The sequence below is a fragment of the Sphingobacterium alimentarium genome (assembly GCF_004342685.1).
In the GTDB taxonomy this organism is placed as follows: domain Bacteria; phylum Bacteroidota; class Bacteroidia; order Sphingobacteriales; family Sphingobacteriaceae; genus Sphingobacterium; species Sphingobacterium alimentarium.
This window is the reverse complement of record NZ_SMBZ01000002.1, coordinates 111,652-130,447: the sequence shown is the minus strand read 5'-3', so window position 1 is coordinate 130,447 and position 18,796 is coordinate 111,652. Positions and strand designations below refer to the sequence as shown.

Annotated in this window: 19 protein-coding genes; 7 read left to right on the top strand and 12 right to left on the bottom strand. The window is 38.3% G+C overall.

Annotated elements, in window-relative coordinates:
- Positions 1-64: 64 nt before the first annotated feature.
- The 10 genes from EDC17_RS01560 to EDC17_RS01515 all read right to left on the bottom strand — a co-directional run bounded on the left by EDC17_RS01560 (position 65) and on the right by EDC17_RS01515 (position 9,178).
- A complete protein-coding gene (locus EDC17_RS01560; RefSeq protein WP_132776228.1) occupies positions 65-805 on the bottom strand; it encodes an SDR family NAD(P)-dependent oxidoreductase in 741 nt (246 codons plus the stop codon).
- Positions 806-1,026: 221 nt separating this feature from the next.
- Entirely contained in the window at positions 1,027-1,803 is a 777-nt protein-coding gene (gene trpA, locus EDC17_RS01555; protein WP_132776226.1) for a tryptophan synthase subunit alpha, read from the bottom strand.
- A gap of 2 nt (positions 1,804-1,805) precedes the next feature.
- On the bottom strand, positions 1,806-2,990 hold the full coding sequence (gene trpB, locus EDC17_RS01550; protein WP_132776224.1) for a tryptophan synthase subunit beta: 1,185 nt from the start codon (positions 2,988-2,990) through the stop codon (positions 1,806-1,808).
- On the bottom strand, positions 2,987-3,607 hold the full coding sequence (locus EDC17_RS01545; protein ID WP_132776223.1) for a phosphoribosylanthranilate isomerase: 621 nt from the start codon (positions 3,605-3,607) through the stop codon (positions 2,987-2,989). The genes trpB and EDC17_RS01545 overlap by 4 nt, the downstream gene beginning before the upstream one ends.
- A 199-nt stretch (positions 3,608-3,806) precedes the next feature.
- Positions 3,807-4,796, bottom strand: coding sequence for an anthranilate phosphoribosyltransferase (gene trpD, locus EDC17_RS01540; RefSeq protein ID WP_132776221.1), 990 nt, complete (start codon positions 4,794-4,796; stop codon positions 3,807-3,809).
- A 281-nt stretch (positions 4,797-5,077) separates the two neighbouring features.
- Complete coding sequence (locus EDC17_RS01535; RefSeq protein WP_132776219.1) at positions 5,078-5,530, bottom strand: hypothetical protein; 453 nt, start codon at positions 5,528-5,530, stop codon at positions 5,078-5,080.
- 41 nt (positions 5,531-5,571) lie between these two features.
- Positions 5,572-6,516 (bottom strand): hypothetical protein, encoded by a 945-nt coding sequence (locus tag EDC17_RS01530; protein WP_132776218.1) that lies wholly within the window; start codon positions 6,514-6,516, stop codon positions 5,572-5,574.
- 117 nt (positions 6,517-6,633) lie between these two features.
- A complete protein-coding gene (locus tag EDC17_RS01525; protein WP_002996718.1) occupies positions 6,634-6,855 on the bottom strand; it encodes a DUF2795 domain-containing protein in 222 nt (73 codons plus the stop codon).
- 110 nt (positions 6,856-6,965) lie between these two features.
- Entirely contained in the window at positions 6,966-7,709 is a 744-nt protein-coding gene (locus EDC17_RS01520; protein ID WP_132776216.1) for a lysophospholipid acyltransferase family protein, read from the bottom strand.
- Between the two features lie 98 nt (positions 7,710-7,807).
- On the bottom strand, positions 7,808-9,178 hold the full coding sequence (locus EDC17_RS01515) for a dipeptidase (protein WP_132776214.1): 1,371 nt from the start codon (positions 9,176-9,178) through the stop codon (positions 7,808-7,810).
- 294 nt (positions 9,179-9,472) lie between these two features.
- Between EDC17_RS01515 and EDC17_RS01510 the strand changes: the two genes are divergently transcribed.
- Positions 9,473-12,199, top strand: a complete 2,727-nt coding sequence (locus EDC17_RS01510; RefSeq protein ID WP_132776212.1) for an outer membrane beta-barrel protein — start codon at positions 9,473-9,475, stop codon at positions 12,197-12,199.
- A 20-nt stretch (positions 12,200-12,219) separates the two neighbouring features.
- On the top strand, positions 12,220-13,008 hold the full coding sequence (locus tag EDC17_RS01505) for a GLPGLI family protein (protein WP_132776210.1): 789 nt from the start codon (positions 12,220-12,222) through the stop codon (positions 13,006-13,008).
- 69 nt (positions 13,009-13,077) lie between these two features.
- On the opposite strand, the gene EDC17_RS01500 is transcribed toward EDC17_RS01505, so the two are convergent.
- Entirely contained in the window at positions 13,078-13,257 is a 180-nt protein-coding gene (locus EDC17_RS01500) for a histone H1 (RefSeq protein WP_132776208.1), read from the bottom strand.
- A 124-nt stretch (positions 13,258-13,381) separates the two neighbouring features.
- Entirely contained in the window at positions 13,382-15,523 is a 2,142-nt protein-coding gene (locus tag EDC17_RS01495) for a S46 family peptidase (RefSeq protein WP_132776206.1), read from the bottom strand.
- 128 nt (positions 15,524-15,651) lie between these two features.
- On the opposite strand from EDC17_RS01495, the gene EDC17_RS01490 reads away from it, so the two are divergent.
- The 5 genes from EDC17_RS01490 to EDC17_RS01470 all read left to right on the top strand — a co-directional run bounded on the left by EDC17_RS01490 (position 15,652) and on the right by EDC17_RS01470 (position 18,777).
- A complete protein-coding gene (locus EDC17_RS01490) occupies positions 15,652-17,016 on the top strand; it encodes a DEAD/DEAH box helicase (protein WP_132776204.1) in 1,365 nt (454 codons plus the stop codon).
- A gap of 2 nt (positions 17,017-17,018) precedes the next feature.
- On the top strand, positions 17,019-17,258 hold the full coding sequence (locus tag EDC17_RS01485; protein WP_243645935.1) for a hypothetical protein: 240 nt from the start codon (positions 17,019-17,021) through the stop codon (positions 17,256-17,258).
- Positions 17,259-17,609: a gliding motility protein GldC gene (gene gldC, locus EDC17_RS01480; protein WP_132776200.1), complete on the top strand. Its 351-nt coding sequence runs from the start codon at positions 17,259-17,261 to the stop codon at positions 17,607-17,609.
- Positions 17,610-17,629: 20 nt separating this feature from the next.
- Positions 17,630-18,037 carry an EVE domain-containing protein gene (locus EDC17_RS01475; RefSeq protein ID WP_132776198.1) on the top strand — a complete coding sequence of 136 codons (408 nt, stop codon included), beginning with the start codon at positions 17,630-17,632 and terminating at the stop codon, positions 18,035-18,037.
- A 158-nt stretch (positions 18,038-18,195) separates the two neighbouring features.
- Positions 18,196-18,777, top strand: coding sequence for a LytR/AlgR family response regulator transcription factor (locus EDC17_RS01470; RefSeq protein WP_132776196.1), 582 nt, complete (start codon positions 18,196-18,198; stop codon positions 18,775-18,777).
- The last annotated feature ends 19 nt before the right edge of the window (positions 18,778-18,796 follow it).

Sequence of the window (18,796 nt, the reverse complement as noted above, 5' to 3'; positions counted from 1 at the left end):
TGAAAAATAGAAATTATCTTAATGCACGCATTTAGGGAAGGCAATCTTAAATTTTCACCCCGTTTTATTTTGCTAGATAGCCACCATCCACTGGGTAATATGATCCAGTTACAAAAGAAGACTTATTGGAAGCTAGCCATAATGCTAATTCTGCAACTTCTTCCGGCTTACCTAGACGTTGCATAGCATGTTGGGTTTCAAGGTATGTTAAAGTGTCTTTATCTAGATTATTGTCTATGAGTGGTGTGGATATAAATCCTGGACCTATTGCATTAATACGAACACCGCGAGTACCGTATTCCCAACCAGCAGTTTTAGTCAATCCAACGACGCCGTGTTTTGCTGCTACATATGCCGAAGAATTAGCAAAGCCAACCAATCCTAAGATAGAAGCCATATTGATAATGCTACCACCTACTTTCTCGATTTCTGGAAGTTGGTAATGCATACCAAAGAATACTCCATTCAAATTGATATCAATAACTTTTTTCCAACTCTCAAGGCTGTAGTCCCCAACAATAGCGGCATCACCACCAATACCAGCGTTATTCACTGCAATATGTAGTGCACCAAATTTTTCAACAGCAGTATCCACTAATTTTTTATTATCTTCTGGAGAAGAAGAATCTGCCTTTACAAAAGTAGTAGCATCACCTAATGATTCTGATAATTTAATCCCCAAGTCTTCATTTAAATCTGCGATTACAACTTTAGCACCTTCTTTGATAAATAGCTCAACAATTGCCTTTCCAATACCTGAGGCTCCACCTGTAACAATTGCTACTTTATTTTCTAACTGTTTCATAATTGTCTGTTTTAAGTATGAAGACAAATTAACGATTTTTAGGATTTTAAAGAATGATGTTGATTCCTTATAATAATGACTTAAGGCAGCTTTTTAGGATTATAACCTAATTTAAAACTGGCAGCTATGTTTTTCAAAGATCCTCCTATACCTAGAAAAATATTCTGCGTATAATGATCAATTTAAATAAGATTCGATATTAACCATAGAGTCGAATAATATTATTGGACTCTATGATTTGTCTTTCCCTTGATGCTTTTTATAAATGCTGGAATCTTTTCTGAATAATTTTCCTCACCTAGCAATTTTACAAAAGCTGTTCCCACAATCGCACCATTTGCATATGTAGTCGCTTTTTGGAAAGTATCTTGATTAGAAATACCAAAACCAATGATAAATGGATTTTTCAATTCCATCTTTTTGATACGTTTGAAATAAGCTTCTGCTTGATCTTTAACTTCTAGATTTTTACCAGTCGTTGCATTCGACGAAAGTAAATAGATGAAATTCGTAGTCAAATCATCGATTTTACGAATGCGCGCTTCCGAGGTTTGGGGAGTTACTAAGAAGATATTACTGATTCCATTTTCTTCGAAAACTGTTTTGTACAATTCTTCATACTCGTATATAGGTAAATCCGGAATTATAGTGCCATTTACACCCACTGCTGCACAGGCTTTACAGAAATTTTCCACACCAAATTGAAGAACAGGATTCACGTAGCCCATCAAATAAACGGGAATGCTTACATGCTTGCGTAAATCTTTCAATTGTTCAAAAAGAACTTTTAGCGTCATTCCATTTTTCAAGGCTTCCTCCGAAGCATGCTGAATCGTAGGGCCATCGGCAACAGGATCCGAATAGGGGAAGCCGATTTCCAAGAAGTCGGCACCTGCTTCTTCCAAAGCTTTCGCAATTGCCACCGTACTATCTAAAGTTGGGTAACCCGCTGTGAAATATATGGACAACAATCCGTTTGAATGTTTGGTCAGTTGCATTATTATAAATTAAAATACTTCATGTAATTATCTAAATCCTTGTCACCACGCCCAGAAAGACAAATCACTACCGTTTCATCGCCTTTGAAATTCATTTTTTCTAAATGTGCCAAGGCGTGTGAACTCTCAATTGCAGGGATAATGCCTTCTAGTTTTGTTAATCTCAAACCAGCTTGCATCGCCTCATCATCTGTAGCAGAAACATATTCACCACGACCAGATTTGAATAACCAAGCATGTTGAGGACCAATTCCAGGATAATCAAGACCCGCAGAAATGGAGTAGGGTTCTATAACTTGACCATCTTCAGTTTGCATCAAAATTTGACGAGAACCATGAAGCACGCCTTCTTTCCCAAGTGCGGTAGTTGCTGCCGTTTCTCCCGATTCAACTCCATGACCAGCCGCTTCTACAGCGATTATTTTTACATTTACTTCATCCAAGAAATGATAAAACATACCTGCTGCATTCGATCCACCACCCACGCAAGCCATCACAATATCAGGAGTTTCCTTGCCTGTTTTTTCTAAAAGCTGTTTTTTTGTTTCGAAGGAAATAATCGATTGAAAACGTGCTACCATATCCGGATACGGATGCGGTCCTACCACCGAACCTATAATATAATGCGTATCGACAGGATTGTTGATCCAATCACGCAACGCTTCGTTTGTCGCGTCTTTTAGTGTTTTACTGCCCGAAGTCGCTGGAACGACGGTAGCGCCCATCATTTTCATACGTGCTACATTTGGCGCTTGACGTTCGATGTCTATCGCACCCATGTATACCACACATTCCAAACCTTTCAATGCACATACTGTAGCTGTAGCGACACCATGTTGGCCGGCACCAGTTTCGGCGATGATACGTTTTTTGCCTAAGCGTTGCGCCAATAAGATTTGCCCGATCGTATTATTGATTTTGTGTGCGCCTGTATGATTTAGATCTTCACGCTTTAAGAATATTTTAACACCATATTTTTCGGATAATCTTTTAGCCTCATAAAGCGGGGATGGACGACCCACATAATCTTTCAGAAGTTGTTCAAACTCTGCTTTGAACGACGGGTCTTCCATGATTTGTAAATACTGATTTTGCAATTCTTCCACATTGGGATAAAGCATTTCGGGAATATATGCACCACCAAATGGTCCATAATAACCCCTCTTGTCTACTTGATATTTGCTCATTTTATAATTGAGAATGCTTGTGTTAACGAATCTATATTTTTTAATCCGGGCTCGATTTCGAATTTCGAATTCAAATCTAAACCATATAATCTATTATCATCAAAATTGGCCGCTTCTTGGATGTTTTCTAAAGAAACACCTCCGCTTAGCCAATAGGGTGTATCGTACGGATACTCTTTTAATTTATACCAATCAAATGTCTGGCCGGTTCCGCCAAATTGTTTGCTCTTGGTGTCGAATAAAAAATAATCCACTTTACCCACATATTCGGACAATGGAGTCCAATCAAACGCCTCATCAATGCCAAATGCTTTGAAGGTTTCTATCCCCAAATTTTTGATTTCTTGACAAAAAGCTGCGGTTTCATTTCCATGCAGTTGTGCCACTTGCAAATCAAAATCGTGTATTTTTGCTTCAATTTCTTCTTTATCCGCATTTACAAAAACTCCAACTTTTTTGATGCTTTCGGGAAGATCTATATTAGGATTTTGACTGACAAAGCGAGCTGATTTTTTATAGAAAATGAATCCCATATAATCTATAGGCTGCAGTGCAAGCTGCTGAATATTTTCAGTTTCTCGCATTCCACAAACTTTTATTTTTAATGTTTTGTTCATATTTTCATTCTCTTGTCATTCCCACGCAAGGAGGTATCTATTCAACTATCGAAAGATATTTCGCTTTCCACAATATGCCACTTGGTCGTTCAGAGGTTTCGAGCATTCTATCTTTTAGACTCTTCCTATCGCTAGAAAGACAATTTATTATGTCATGTTTACCGGAATGAAACATCTGTCAATTAGTCCTTCAATCAGCCTACTCAGTGGTCAATTTCTTCAAACTATCTAAAGCTTTTAATCCCAATAAGGATTCTTCAGCCTCATAGTAACAGTCACCAAAAGATTTTTCGGGATGGAAAGTCTTTATAGCAAATGCTGCATTCGTCAACACCACGTTGTTTTGAACGGAATTTCCTTTTCCTTCGATGATGTTTCTGAAAATCTGAGCAGCTTCTTCTACGTTGTCACCTCCGGCAAGCGCCTCTGCCTCTACAGTTTCAAACCCCAATTCATCTACCGCATAGTAACTTTCTCCTTCATTGTTGATGACTTTAAAATCTCCTGTCAATGATATTTCATCATATCCATCTAAAGCGTGGATAATGCTATATTGTTTTTCTGTGTTTTGATATAAATAACCATACAATCGCCCTAATTCCAAAGAAAATACGCCCACAGATTGAAATTTGGGATTCGCAGGATTTGTCAATGGGCCTAACATATTGAAGAACGTTTTGATCCCTAAGGCACGACGGATAGGTGCTACGGTTTTCATTGCTGGATGAAATAGGGGAGCATGTAGGAAGCAGATATTGGCTTCATCCAACTGCTTTTGTAAGTTATCTTTATCGTTGGTAAACTGATAGCCTAAATGTTCCATCACATTCGATGACCCACAGCCTGAAGATACACCGACGTTACCGTGTTTGGCCACTTTGTAGCCCGCACCCGCCACAACAAAAGACGCCAACGTTGAAATATTAAATGTATTCTTGCCATCACCACCCGTGCCACACATATCGATGAGATCATAGCCTTTGAAATCCATTTTAAGACATAAATCATACATCGCATCGCGAAACCCGCCCAACTCTTCCACACGAATACTGCGCATTCCATAGGCCGTCATAAAAGCTGCAATCTGGTGATTGTCGTATTTTCCGGTCGCAATATTTGTCAGGATCTCATATGCTTCTTGGCGCGTGAACGATTTGTACTCAAATAAATGCTTTAATATATCTTTCATTCTGCTGGGTCAATGTAAAAAATTAATAATTCAGTCTTTAGGTTGATGCCAAATAAAAAGGCTTACCTTATTGGCAAGCCCATTATATTTTTGATTGTATACAAATTTATGCAATAGAGGACTGCCACAACGTTAACTGTTGTGCCACCACCATGCGTTATTTGATACAAATTGATTCATCTCTTTATTGTTGTTAACAAATATCAATTATCTTTTTAATAATGTCAAGAGTTTTTGTAAAAAATTATTGGTTTACCAATTTTCCAACATATTAGTGACTTTTAATACAATACAAAATGTGCTTTGTTGTCTCCTTTGGAAACTAAGGTAAAGGATGCGATTTTGTCGTGTTCTAGATATACCGCCAATACTTGTCGATTTCTATAATGTAGGAAATAAACACGGTTTGGGTCTATATTTTCTATATCAATGTCGCGTACATCTTTGCGTGGCATATTAGCATATGCCGTGTACCGTATATCGTCTATTTTTTTGCTCCATAGGTTGATGCGTACTTCATCCAGGCTGACTTGTAAGTAATCGTAAAGTTCGTCATTGGGATTCTCTACGATAATATATTGACTGAGGATAACATCTGTTTTGATATCCTCATTGACCATATCATTTACAAAGTTACGGATGATTTGTAAATCATCTTTGGAAGTAGAGGAATTATTCTGCGCCAATACAGCCCAGCTTTGCATAAGAATGATAAAAGAGAAAATAAATCGCATAGTTATAATTTTGAATTATGACTTTAAATTAAGGCAAAAGATTAATTGCTATGGACAAATGGTAGTGAATAGCGTAAATTAAATAAGAAAGCCTGTCTAGTTTCGTTGGCATCGTTCAATCTAGCTTTCAATAAGCCCGATGATTTGCTGTACAGGTAATCTTTACCATTGCTCACTCCAAAGTGATTAAGGTTATATTCTATCCCAAGGCTCGTGCGTGCTGTAAGGTGATAGGAGAGTCCCAATCGCGCATTGATTTTTTTCCCTGTGCCTTTGTGCTCATAGCTTTTGGGCTTTTCAAAATCGTCGATAAGGTTCCAGTTGCCATAAGCTGCGTATTGCGATACGTATCCTTCCAAAGCGATCTGTGTAGACAAAGTATTGGAGAGTCGTTGATCCAAAAGGACACCGACGCCATAGCTGGGGAATCTATAGTTGTAATAAGAATTTAGACCGGGAATGTAATTTGTATTGTTGGTTTGCCAGTCCTTATCATTGAGTAAATACAGTTTGCGACCCGAATAATCCAAGCTCGCATAGGTCGCAAATGACGTTTTATTCGATCGTGTCCAATAGTATCCGGGTTGGATTTTTAGGGAATATCCTAGGCCTTTATGATTGCTAAGATATAATGTGCTATAGGGTGAGGTGCGGTTGTCACCGTCATAATCAATATCAGAAACATTGCCGTATAAGGTGCTTTGCAGTGCGATATCTGTGCGAAGAAATAGTTTTTTGTGCGAAAGAGTGGATTCTATACCATATTCCAGCGCGTTTGTCGGATCCCAAATCAGCTCCGAGAGTACCGTAGGATTTTGTCCTAACTCATTACCCGCTATATTGAAAGAGGATTTGGAGATAGAATAGCCGATTTTGGGTTGAATGGTAATGGATGTTACGTCTGGCTCATGGATGGAATTAGGGGATTGTGCAAAACAGAAATTTGCCCAAAAGAAAGATAAGCCAAGGAAAAGTAATTTATTCATACCATATGTTTTGAAGTAAAGACAAAGGTAACTGAAAATCGTTTAACCGAAATAAGAATAAACTGGAATAGGATAAAAATAAAAATCGCACTTATTAAGTGCGATTTTTATTCTAGATTAATACTCGTCTTCATTAAAAAAGAAATCATCTTTTGTTGGGTAATCTGGCCAAATCTCTTCGATGTTTTCGTAAGGCTCGCCGTCATCTTCCAAAGCTTGAAGGTTTTCTATTACTTCTACAGGAGCACCAGAACGAATTGCATAGTCGATTAATTCATCTTTAGTTGCAGGCCATGGTGCATCTTCTAAATGTGATGCTAATTCTAGAGTCCAATACATAGTCTAACAATTTAAATTTCACTTTTCGCAAAAATAATATAATATTTAATAAAAGCAAGTTTAATTTCATCGAAATTACATTAATGTCACATGTGGTCACATTTATTAAATTACGAAGCATTCACTTGTAGCCAATGTTGATTCATTTTCTGATACACATAGTGCTGTAATTCATCAAATTCTTTTTGGGTAAGCGTCTGTGTATCTATGGGTTCGAGCACTTTTATGTGCACGACTCCAGGCTTTGATCCGTAGGTGCTACCGTCGTCCCACAAGACTCGCCACACATCTTGGATGACTACAGGAAGAATCTTGACTTTATTATCAATTGCCAATCGAAAGGAGCCTGATTTGAATTCATGCAGCCGTGGAGGATATTCATCGTCAATCTTTCCTTCGGGAAATATGACAATAGATTTTCCTTCCTTCAGCATTTCGTCGGCTTTTTTGAACGCCCTGAATGCTGAAATTTTACTTTTTCGATCCACTGCAATATCAATACTTTTGAAAAAGACCCTTGTCACGGGGTTTTTTAATAATTCGATCTTGCCCATAAACGAAAACGGCTGTGGGCAGAGGTAGGTGAGTGCGGTAATATCTAGGATGGAAGTATGATTAGGACAAATTACATAGGGTTCAGACCAGTCTATGTTGCTCTCGTATTCGACTTTGAAACGGATTCCCACGATACTGGTGGCTAGCAGACTAATCCACTTGCGGCAGAAAACGATCTGATTGTAATATTTGTGCGGATTTCTCGTAAAAAAATATAAAAAGGGATAGAAAGGAATGAAAAAGAGCAGAACAGCTCCTAGATAGAGAATGGTATGTGTTCTTCTTAATATCCTTGTCATAAATCAATTCCAAGCTTAGACTAATAAGGACGAATATATAGAAAAAATAATAGGTCTAGCACAACTAGACCTATTATTCTTAATGCTGGAGTAGCAGATTATTTACTTAACTCCGCATAATATTTGTGAAACAATGGAATTGTTTCGATACCTTTTAAGTAGTTTTCGATACCATATTTTTCGTTAGGAGAGTGAAGATTATCGCTATCCAGACCGAAGCCCATTAATACGGTTTTGATACCCAATTCTTTTTCGAACAACGCTACAATTGGAATAGAACCACCGCCGCGTGTAGGGATTGGTTTCTTGCCAAATGCTTCTTCCAGCGCTTTTTCGGCAGCACGATAAGCGATGCTATCCGTAGGTGTAACTACAGGCTCGCCACCGTGGTGAGGTTTTACCTCTACTTTTACAGATTTCGGTGCTATGCCTTCGAAGTGGTTTTTGAATAATTGCGTAATACGTTCCGAATTTTGGTTCGGTACTAAACGCATAGAGATTTTAGCAAATGCTTTGGAAGGTAATACTGTTTTGGCACCTTCGCCGATATAACCTCCCCAAATACCGTTGACCTCCAATGTAGGACGAATACCTGTACGTTCGATAGAAGAAAATCCTTCTTCGCCCCATACATCTTGTACGCCTAGATCTGTTTTATATTCTTCGATATCAAAAGGAGCTTCATTCAAAGCTTTTCTTTCTTCTGGAGTCAATTCCACGACATCATCATAGAATCCTGGGATAGTGATGTGGTTGTTCTCGTCGTGAAGAGATGCAATCATTTTGGAAAGGATAGTAGCAGGGTTTGCTACAGCACCACCATAGACACCAGAGTGCAAGTCACGGTTAGGACCAGTAACCTCTACTTCTACATATGACAAACCACGCAAACCAGTCTCTAAAGATGGGTGCTCCAGGCTAATCATAGATGTATCCGAAATCACGATAACATCTGCTTTCAAACGCTCTTTATTCGCGGCTACGAAGATACCAAGGTTTTCTGAACCTACTTCTTCTTCACCTTCTATCATGAATTTAACATTACAAGCCAATTGGTTTTCGCGAACCATGTATTCAAAGGCTTTCACATGCATGTAGAATTGACCTTTGTCATCTGCAGCACCACGCGCATAGATTTTGCCATCACGTACAGTAGGCTCGAATGGAGGTGTATGCCATAGCTCTAGTGGGTCAGCTGGCTGTACATCATAGTGACCATATACCAATACGGTAGGTAGCGAAGCGTCAAAAATCTTCTCTCCGTATACGATTGGATATCCTGCAGTAGGACATATTTCCACATTGTCAGCACCAGCGTCTTTTAATTTTTGAGCTACGAACTCTGCTGTATTTAATACGCCTTCTTTATATTGAGGGTCAGCACTAACTGATGGAAAGCGCAATAATTCAAATAATTCATCTAAGAAACGATCTTTGTTCGCTTCTACATATTCTTTGATGTTTTGCATTTTAAAAATGGTTTTTAGCAAAAATAGGGAATATTTGTTTAATAATAGTTTTATGTGTTGGAGTAAAGTAAATTTCACGCGCCAAGCAGTGGTATATTTTAATTATTAGCATAAAACAATAAATCTGAGAATGGATTTTTTACCGACAAAAAAGTGCTATCTACCGAGTTTTTGCATGGATTAACGTTTTTTTATATGGATTAATGCGCAAAGAATCTTTTCTTTGTGTCTGATTATGGGAAGGCTATTGTAAATAGCGCTTATTAAACTAAACATTCTTTAACTTAAAATTATATGAAGGGTTCTTTCCTCTTTTTATTTACACTATTTGGTTTACTATCAAATACATTTGCACAAAGTAAGATTTCCGGTAAGGTATTAGACATATCGGATAAATTAAAACTTAAAAACGCTTCCATTATGCTATTGCAGGCGCAGGATTCGATCTTGATCGATTATACGCGAGCAGATGAAAATGGATATTTCGAATTTCCGAAACCTGTTGCGGGAGATCATTTGCTGGTTGTTTCCTATCCCAAATATGCAGATTTCTACAAGGAACTAAAGGCCGATGATAATCAAAATGATCTTGGTGAAGTGTTATTGACAAGTGTCGCACATCTGATCGAGGAAGTTGTGGTCCGCGGGCGAGCAGCTATCACAATCAAAGGCGATACAACAGAATATGACGCCTCACAATTTACTGTAGAGAAGAATGCCAAGGTAGAGGATTTATTGAAAGTCCTTCCCGGTATCACGGTGGATGCAGCAGGTAATATTACCGCTCAAGGTAAAACTGTAAAAAAAGTATTGGTAGATGGCGAAGAATTCTTTGGGGATGATCCTACTTTAGTGACCCGAAATCTTCGATCGGATATGGTGGATAAAGTACAAGTGTATGAAAAAAGATCGGACCAAGCCGAACGAACTGGTGTGGATGATGGCGTGCGTGAACAGACGATCAACGTACAACTGAAAGAAGACGCTAAAAATGGCATCTTTGGTAAAGCACTTGCTGGCGCGGGCACGGACAAATATTATATGGGGCAGTTGATGTTCAACAAATTCAAAGGTTCACAAAAGATTTCTGCTTATGGTCTATTTGGTAACAATGGTACCACCAGTATGAACTGGGAAGATGCGCAGAAATTTGGTGGCGACTCTGGTGTGACTATTAATGACGAAGGGGGCATGTTTGTAGATGGTTCTTTCCAAGATCCATTTTCAGGACAAGGTGTAGTTGGTATCCCAAGAGCTATTAATTCGGGTGTCAACTTCAATGATAAATTAGGAGGAGACAAGCATACCATTAATTTGAGTTACAAATATGGAAATCTGCAGGCAGATGGTACAGAATCAACGATCATGTCTGGCGTAGTCAATAGTAATTCCAGCAAAATTGTTGACACTGAAAATGAGCAACACCGTATCAATTTGCGTTATGATCTGAAATTAGACTCTCTAAACTCCGTGTTAGTGCGCGGTGGTGTAACACGTAAAAAGCTGTGGAGTGATAATAGGTTAAATTCTGCCAATTTTAACAACAATGAAAATTTAATTGCTTCAAACAGAAGTAGACAAGTAGAAGATAACGATGTCGAAAATTACATTATGAACTTATTGTATACGAAGAAGTTTATGAAAAAAGGACGTTCGTTATCCCTTACAGCAGCTGCGGAGAAAGATAGAACGTATGGTTTTGGTACATTGTATTCTACAAGATCTTTGGTGAGTCTACCGGATACAATTACAGATCAATTTAAGAACAGAGACCAAAACATGACCAATGTAAAAGCAGGTATTAGCTATACGGAGCCGCTTAGCAGCGTCTTGAATTTGTCTTTGGGATACAATATTGACCGTCGTGATAATGCTTCATTATTGGAGTCATTCAATAAGAGCACGACAGACAATTATGATATATTGGATGAAAACTTCAGTAACAACTATGACTTCAATCGTCGAAGCAATAATTACAATGTGACATTAAGCTATGTGACCGAAAAACTTCGCGGTAGCTTTGTTAACAATCTGAATGATGATGCGCTAGAGCAAAAGAATAATTATACATCCAATATTTTGAAACGCTCGTTCTTCACGTACAATCCAAGGATTAATGGTTCATATAGCATTGCGAAAAACAAGCACTTGTGGTTCAACTACAATGGACGCAACCAATTGCCTTCTTTGTCACAGATCCAACCATTGAGAAATAATACCGATGAATTGAATCAATACGAAGGTAATGAGAACTTGGAGCCATCGTTTATCAATAGTGCGAATGTAGGTTACAACTCCTTCCAAGTATTATCGGGTAACTATATGTATGTAGGCTTAAATGCTTCGATGACTAAAGATCCTATTGCACAAAATATTACCCAAAATGAAGGTAAGAATATATACCGTTGGGCAAATATAGATGGCCGCACGAATAAATCTTTGGGCTTATGGGGAGGTAACTATTTCAAACTTAGCAAGGACTTAGGATTAAGTAATTCGCCGCAAGTGAGTGTCAACCTATCAGAAAATTACAACTTCTTTGATGGCCAAGAAAATGTGGTGAAAACAGCAAACTATAATTTTACTTATCAGATCACGCGCGATACAAAAACAGGCTTAAACTTTAATTTGAACTTCAGTCCTCAGTATAGAAAAATGACTTCTAACTTGAGACCGGATCAAAATAACAATGGTTTTGTGTTTGGCTCAAATGGCTCGGTAGAATATTTTGTAACGAAGACTTTCAAAATCTATACGAATTACGACTATTCATTCGAAGCAGCTACAGAAGCATTCAACGAAGATTTGTCTCGTTTCTTGATTCATCCAGGTATCAGCAAAAAATTCTTTAAGAATGAATCGTTGATGCTTGACTTTACGATCAATGATTTACTAAACGAAAATATTGGGTACTCTAGATCGCAAAACAACTCTGTCTTTGTACAACGTAGATTCGATACCATTCAACGTTATTATATGTTGAAACTATCATGGGACTTTAACAAGATGTTTGTAAAATAATTTATAAGGAGAATAATAACATGAAATATTTATATATCGTAGTAGCATTGGTATTGGGCGTCTTTTTTAAAGCCGAAGCACAATATGCCATGTTTGCAGAATCAGGTGTGGTGAGTTATGATAAGACCATGTACATGAAGAATATCGTCCGCAAACAGTATGTAGAGAAATCCGACGAGCGTTCAAGACCATTTTTTCAGGCCATGATTCCGAATCTTCCAGAGAATGCCGTACTGAAAAAAGAATTAAGATTCAAAGGCGATGAGACTGTGTTTGGTCCTGTGAAGCAAGAATTGGACATGAAATTGAAACAGACCATCATGCAATTGGCCTTGGATTTCGAAGCCACTACATTCTCTAATTTGAAAACCAAAGAATTTCAGCGTTATAATGATATCGTAGGCCAAAAAATTATCATAAAAGATAGCGTAAAGAATATCAAGTGGAAAATCACAGATGAGTATCGCGAAATAGCGGGATACAACTGCCGTCGTGCGAATGGTATCACTCCAGACTCAATTTATGTGGTAGGCTACTATGCGGTAGAGATTCCGATTGATGGTGGTCCTGAGTCTATAAATGGCTTACCAGGATTGATCTTGGGTTTGGTAGTACCTAGTCAACACGTATCGTATTTTGCGACCAAAGTCGAGATCAGCAATGCTGTAGTCTTGGACAAGAAGTTGTTAGACAACCAAAAGATAAAACGAATGACCCGTGCAGAAATGGAAAAACAGTTTGTCGAAGCAATGGGGAATTTTATGAATGTAGAAACTGTAAAGTATATAATGAAATTGGCACTTCTATAAGGAAGTGCCTAAACATGACAAAGGCTCACCAAATTGGTGAGCCTTTATTGTTCATACTGTATACGCAGCTTACTTAGCTGAGTTTTTCGTAGCTGTAATTTCGTTACGGATTTCTTGTGCTAAAGTTTTAATTTCTTGTAAACCTTTACGTACACGAGTACCTGCTGCAGAGTTACCGTTGTTAAAGAATTTTTCAGCATCACCTTCGATTGAAGCTACTAGATCTTTTAGTTTAGTGTAGTTTTCCATTTTTATTAAATATAATTTAGTTTTCTATTTTGTATTACTAAGATGTAATAAATATACAAAACAAAAAAACATAAAAACAACAAAATCACACTTTTTAGCAAAAAAAAGGTGATTTTGTAGTGTTTTAATTTCTAATTGTCAACTCGTTTATAATATTTTGAGCGCCAGCGAACTTGTCAATGACAAAAAGCACATAACGGATGTCTACCGAAATAGTACGTTGTAATTTCGGATCGAAGATGACATCACCAGCCATTGCTTCAATATTTCCATCAAAAGCAAGACCTATTAATTCTCCGTTTGCATTCAATACAGGCGACCCAGAGTTACCTCCTGTGATATCTTGATCCGAAAGGAAATTTACAGGCATGTAACCAGCTTTGTCCGCATATATACCATAATCTTTCTTTTCGTGCAGTTCCATTAGTTTTTTTGGAAGATCGAATTCCTCATCATTCGGTTTGTACTTCGCAATCGTACCATCTAATGTCGTGTAATTGTTGATTTTAGCGTCATTTCGTGGGTCTTTTGGCAATGCACGGATAGTACCATACGTCAATCTCAAAGTACTATTAGCATCTGGATAATATTTAGCCTTTGGATTTTGCGCTAAGAATCCTGCGATGTATTTACGGTGTGCAGCTTGGAAATTGTCATCGGCTAACTGATCAGCTTCTGATTTTTCACGATATTTGTCAGCTACAGCTTTAGAAATTTTGAATAATGGGTCATTCTGAATCTTATCAGCATTTGGATTTGCTAAGAATGCCGCTAATTTTTCTTTAGAGCCATATACACTTGTTTCAAATGCCGCTTTAATTGTACCAGAAAACTGATTATTATTTTGTTTGGCTAATTCAGCGATATATGGAGCAATATTGTCACCTGCTTTATTCGAATACAGATTCAATTCTTCAGCCAATACATCAATCTCTAGTGGGATGTAGATCTTTTCGTAATTGTCCGCGATAAAAGCTTCTAAACGTGGTTTAAGCTCCTGGCGTTTGGCTTCATTGGCTTGTGCATATTGTACCAATCCATTACCTAATGAATATGGAAGCATTGCGAAAGTAGAGGAGCGAAGCATACCAGTAAGGTAATTATCGTGTCTTGCTTTCAGGTTGGTCGCTGCATAATAGTCGTTAATGGTTTTGATTACATCACCATATTGTTCTTTATTTGCGGCCTTATTCGCCCATTTATTGAATTTTGTTTCTGCTTTACGTTTAGTTGCAGAAGTTTTGTGCTTCGTAAGTGCATCTATCATACCTTGACGGTTTTTCCAATAATTGGCTACGCCTGAGTATTTGGATGCATAATTAATGTTTACAGCTTGGTCTTTGTCCATATGGCGTTTCATGGCGTCCATACCTACTTTGGAAGCTTCCACCCATGCTGGGTAAGCATACTGCACGTTTTGATCGATACCGGCAGCAGGCATCCAGCGGTTTGTGCGTCCCGGATAGCCCAAGATCATCGAGAAGTCACCTTCTTTAATTCCTTTTAGGCTGATTGGCAAATGGTATTTTGGTTTCAAAGGTACGTTAGCTTTTGAGTAAGCTGCGGGATTACCTTGGGCATCAGCGTAAACACGGAAAATAGAAAAGTCACCTGTATGACGCGGCCACTCCCAGTTGTCAGTGTCACCACCAAATTTACCAATACTATTTGGAGGAGTGCCTACCAAACGTACATCATGATAGTCTTGATACACGAAATAGTAGTATTCATTTCCATTGTAGAAAGAGCGTACATTCACGACGTACTTTCCGTTTTCAGAGTTTTCTTTCTCAATTTTTGCAATCTCTTGTTGAATGATGGTATTACGTTCTTTTTCAGACATTTTATCATTCACCAAACTTAAGATGCGTTTGGATACATCGTCCATACGTACGAAAAAACGAACATACAACGATTTTGGCTTTAGCTCCTCGGCATGATTCTTTGCCCAGAAACCATTTGTTAAGTAGTCATTTTCTTTTGTGGAAAGTTCAGCGATAGCGCCATATCCGCAGTGGTGGTTGGTGAATACCAGCCCTGTAGAAGACACGATTTCGGCTGTACATCCGCCGTTGAATTGTACAATAGCATCTTTCAGGCTGGAGTTATTGATACTATAGATTTCTTCTGCGGTCAATTTTAGACCTTTTTTCTGCATATCAGCCTCATTGAGACGTTTTAGATGCATTAAGAACCACATGCCTTCGTCTGCCATAGTGGCCAGAGTACTCACACATAGCACTACTAATAATACTATTTTTTTCATCGTATTTTTTATTTAATAAAACAAAATTGGTTTTAATCGAGCGTAAAACAAAATTTGTTATATGAATATTTACTTTTCACGGATTTTCTTTAGGAAAGATAGTCCGAGGTTTTGCCTATCTTTGTCAAATGCAAGCATCATTCGAAGACTTCAAATTCAATAAACAGATATTAAATGCCATAACCGAAGCTGGGTATGAAGTACCTACTGAAATCCAGAAAAAGGCCATCACGCCAATCTTGGCTGGCCAAGATGTCATGGGTATCGCACAGACGGGTACTGGAAAGACGGCGGCATTTGTACTTCCTATGCTGATGAAGCTTAAGTATGCTCAAGGTACAGATCCGCGTGCATTGATTATTACTCCGACGCGCGAGCTGGCTATGCAGATCGATGAAAATATCAAGCAATTCACCACGTATTTGGATATTCGTACGGTGTTGCTTTTTGGTGGGTTAGGACCAAAAACACAAAAGGAGCAACTTGAAAAAGGTTGCGATATTATCGTCGCTACTCCCGGACGTTTTCTGGAACTATATTTAGAAGGACATATTAACACCAAGTCGCTAAAATTCCTCGTAATGGATGAGGCCGACAAAATGATGGATATGGGATTTATTTCTAAGATACACCGTATTTTAGAAATCGTGCCGCGTAAGCGCCAAAATCTATTGTTTTCGGCTACTATGAGTGAATTGGTGCGTAAGATAGCCGGTGATTTCTTGGCATTCCCTACATTGATAGAGGTCTCGGAGCAAGCTACTCCAGCTAGTACGGTAACGCAGGTGCTTTATCATGTGCCTAATCTGAAGACTAAAATTAACTTATTACAGCATTTATTCAAGAATGATGAAATCTTTCATCGTGTCATTATCTTTTGTAAAACTAAAGAGGTGGCAGATAATGTCTATGGATTCGTCGAACGTAAATATGGGCCAGAGAATGTACGTGTGATTCACGCCAATAAAGGTCAGAACACCCGTATAAATTCTATTAATGCTTTCAAATCGGGAGAAATTCGCTTTTTGGTAGCGACAGATGTGGCTGCACGCGGGCTGGATGTTTCTAACGTCAGTCATGTGATTAATTTTGATGTGCCTATCATTATCGAAGATTATGTACACCGTATCGGACGTACTGGACGTGCTTTCAGCACGGGGGATGCGATTACTTTTGCCAATGAGAGTGAGCTATATTATATCGCTAAGATCGAGAAATTGATTCGCCAGTCTATTCCGGTGGCGGAAGTGCCTGAAGAGGTTTTTGTTGAAAAAACTCCTTTTGAAGAACGTCAGGCTATAGCACGAGAGATAGACAACCAGAAGAAAAAGGACAATCCGGATTATCAAGGTGCTTTTCATGAGAAAAAACATGCGGCGAAGATCGAGGAAACCCGAAGAATCAATGCAAAGAAAAAGGCAGGCAAAGCACGAAGAGCTCCTATTGGTAAAGATGGAGTGAAGAAAAAGGGTAAAAAATTTAAAAATTCATAAAATTGAAACTAACACCCCTTAATATCACATTAGCCGTGATTTTGGTCTGGGTCATTTCCGAATGGCAGATGGATCAGGAGCAGATTTTTTCTTTGGGGTGGTTAATAGTCTGGATCGTGGTCATCAGCCTCGTTGATGTCGCTTTTCGATTGTTATTTAAAGATTTAAAGAAAATATGGTTTCTACAGATCGCATTTATATTGATTGTAGGAATGTTGATGATTATATTGAAAATACAGTAAATGAAGACAGCAGAAATAAAATTAAATGTGGCATTGGATGAAAGCAATGTTCCGGAAACGATTAATTGGTCCTCTACAGATGGACAGAATGATGAATTTCTTCCTGCAAAAGCAATGTTCTTAGCCTTGTGGGATGCCCAATACAAAAACTCATTACGTATAGATTTGTGGACCAAGGATATGCCATACGATGAGATGAAGCGCTTTTTCTATGAGACACTACAGACTATGGGAGATTCTTTTTTAAGAGCTTCAGGCGGCGACCCAATGGCCGACAAGGTAATCGGTGACTTGCGTGATTATTGTGCGCATTTTGCAGAAAAAATGGAAGTGTTAGAACAACAAGGTTAACTTGCTATTTAAACGTAAATATGAATTACTTTTTGGTAAAATCAGAACCATTCAAATATAGCTGGGAGCAGTTTAATAAAGATGGTCAGACATTTTGGGATGGCGTACGCAATTTTCAGGCACGTAATAATCTCAAAGCTATGAAAGAAGGTGATTTGGTATTATTCTATCATAGCAATGAAGGCAAAGAAGTGGTGGGCATAGCGAAAGTGGTCAAAGAGTTTTATCAAGATCCAACTACAGAAGATCCACGCTGGGTGGTCGTAGACTTGGCTCCGGTAGAAACATTCAAGAAGACTGTAACACTGGAAGCAATTAAGGCTGACGAACTGCTGCAAGATGTCGCTTTGGTCAAGCAAGGACGGCTATCGGTAATGCCGCTCAAGCCTGAAGAGTTTGACCGCATTGTCGAGTTAGGTAATTCTTAAAAATATAAAATCCTTAGCCCCTTTAGCTAAGGATTTTTTTTGTTCGCTCCTCATTGTGGTATCCCTACTCATTAATAGGGTGAACTTGCTAATTGTCATCAATAATTTCTTAACTTAGTTTTAAGTTTATGTAGTTGTACATTAAAACTTAGCCGATTATGATAAGAGCTGTCATACTAGATGATGAAACCAAAGGTAGCTCTTTGCTTGAACACAAACTTAATAGTTTAGACGAATCACTTTCCGTTGTAAAGATTTTTAGCAACCCTGAATTAGCATTAGCTGAAATTAAAGAGCTCGAAATCGACGTGTTATTCCTGGATGTTGAGATGCCTAAACTGAATGGTTTTCAATTTTTGGAAAAGCTAGGAAGTTTTGATTTCGAGGTCATATTTGTTACGGCCTACAATGAATATGCGTTGGCTACTCTTGACTTCGATGGCCACCAATCCGTAATAAGCTATCCGCTCTCCGTTTTTGTGTATGCTACAGCAAAACCAGCTCCGGAGGGATTCAAAATATCTACCAAAGGCGAAGTCCGATTATTGAGCTGGAACCGTCCGTCCCGTACAGAAGTCAATCATTATATTTTGTATAAAGATACCGGCGCGGGACTAGAGCAGTTCGATTCCGTCGACGGAAGTTTGGAGTATAATCTAGGGAAGGATGATGCGAAGAATTATGGAATACGGGCAGTTTATAAAGATGCCTCGAAATCCGTAATGGTCAGACTTCAATAAACAAAACAGGACTTCGCTA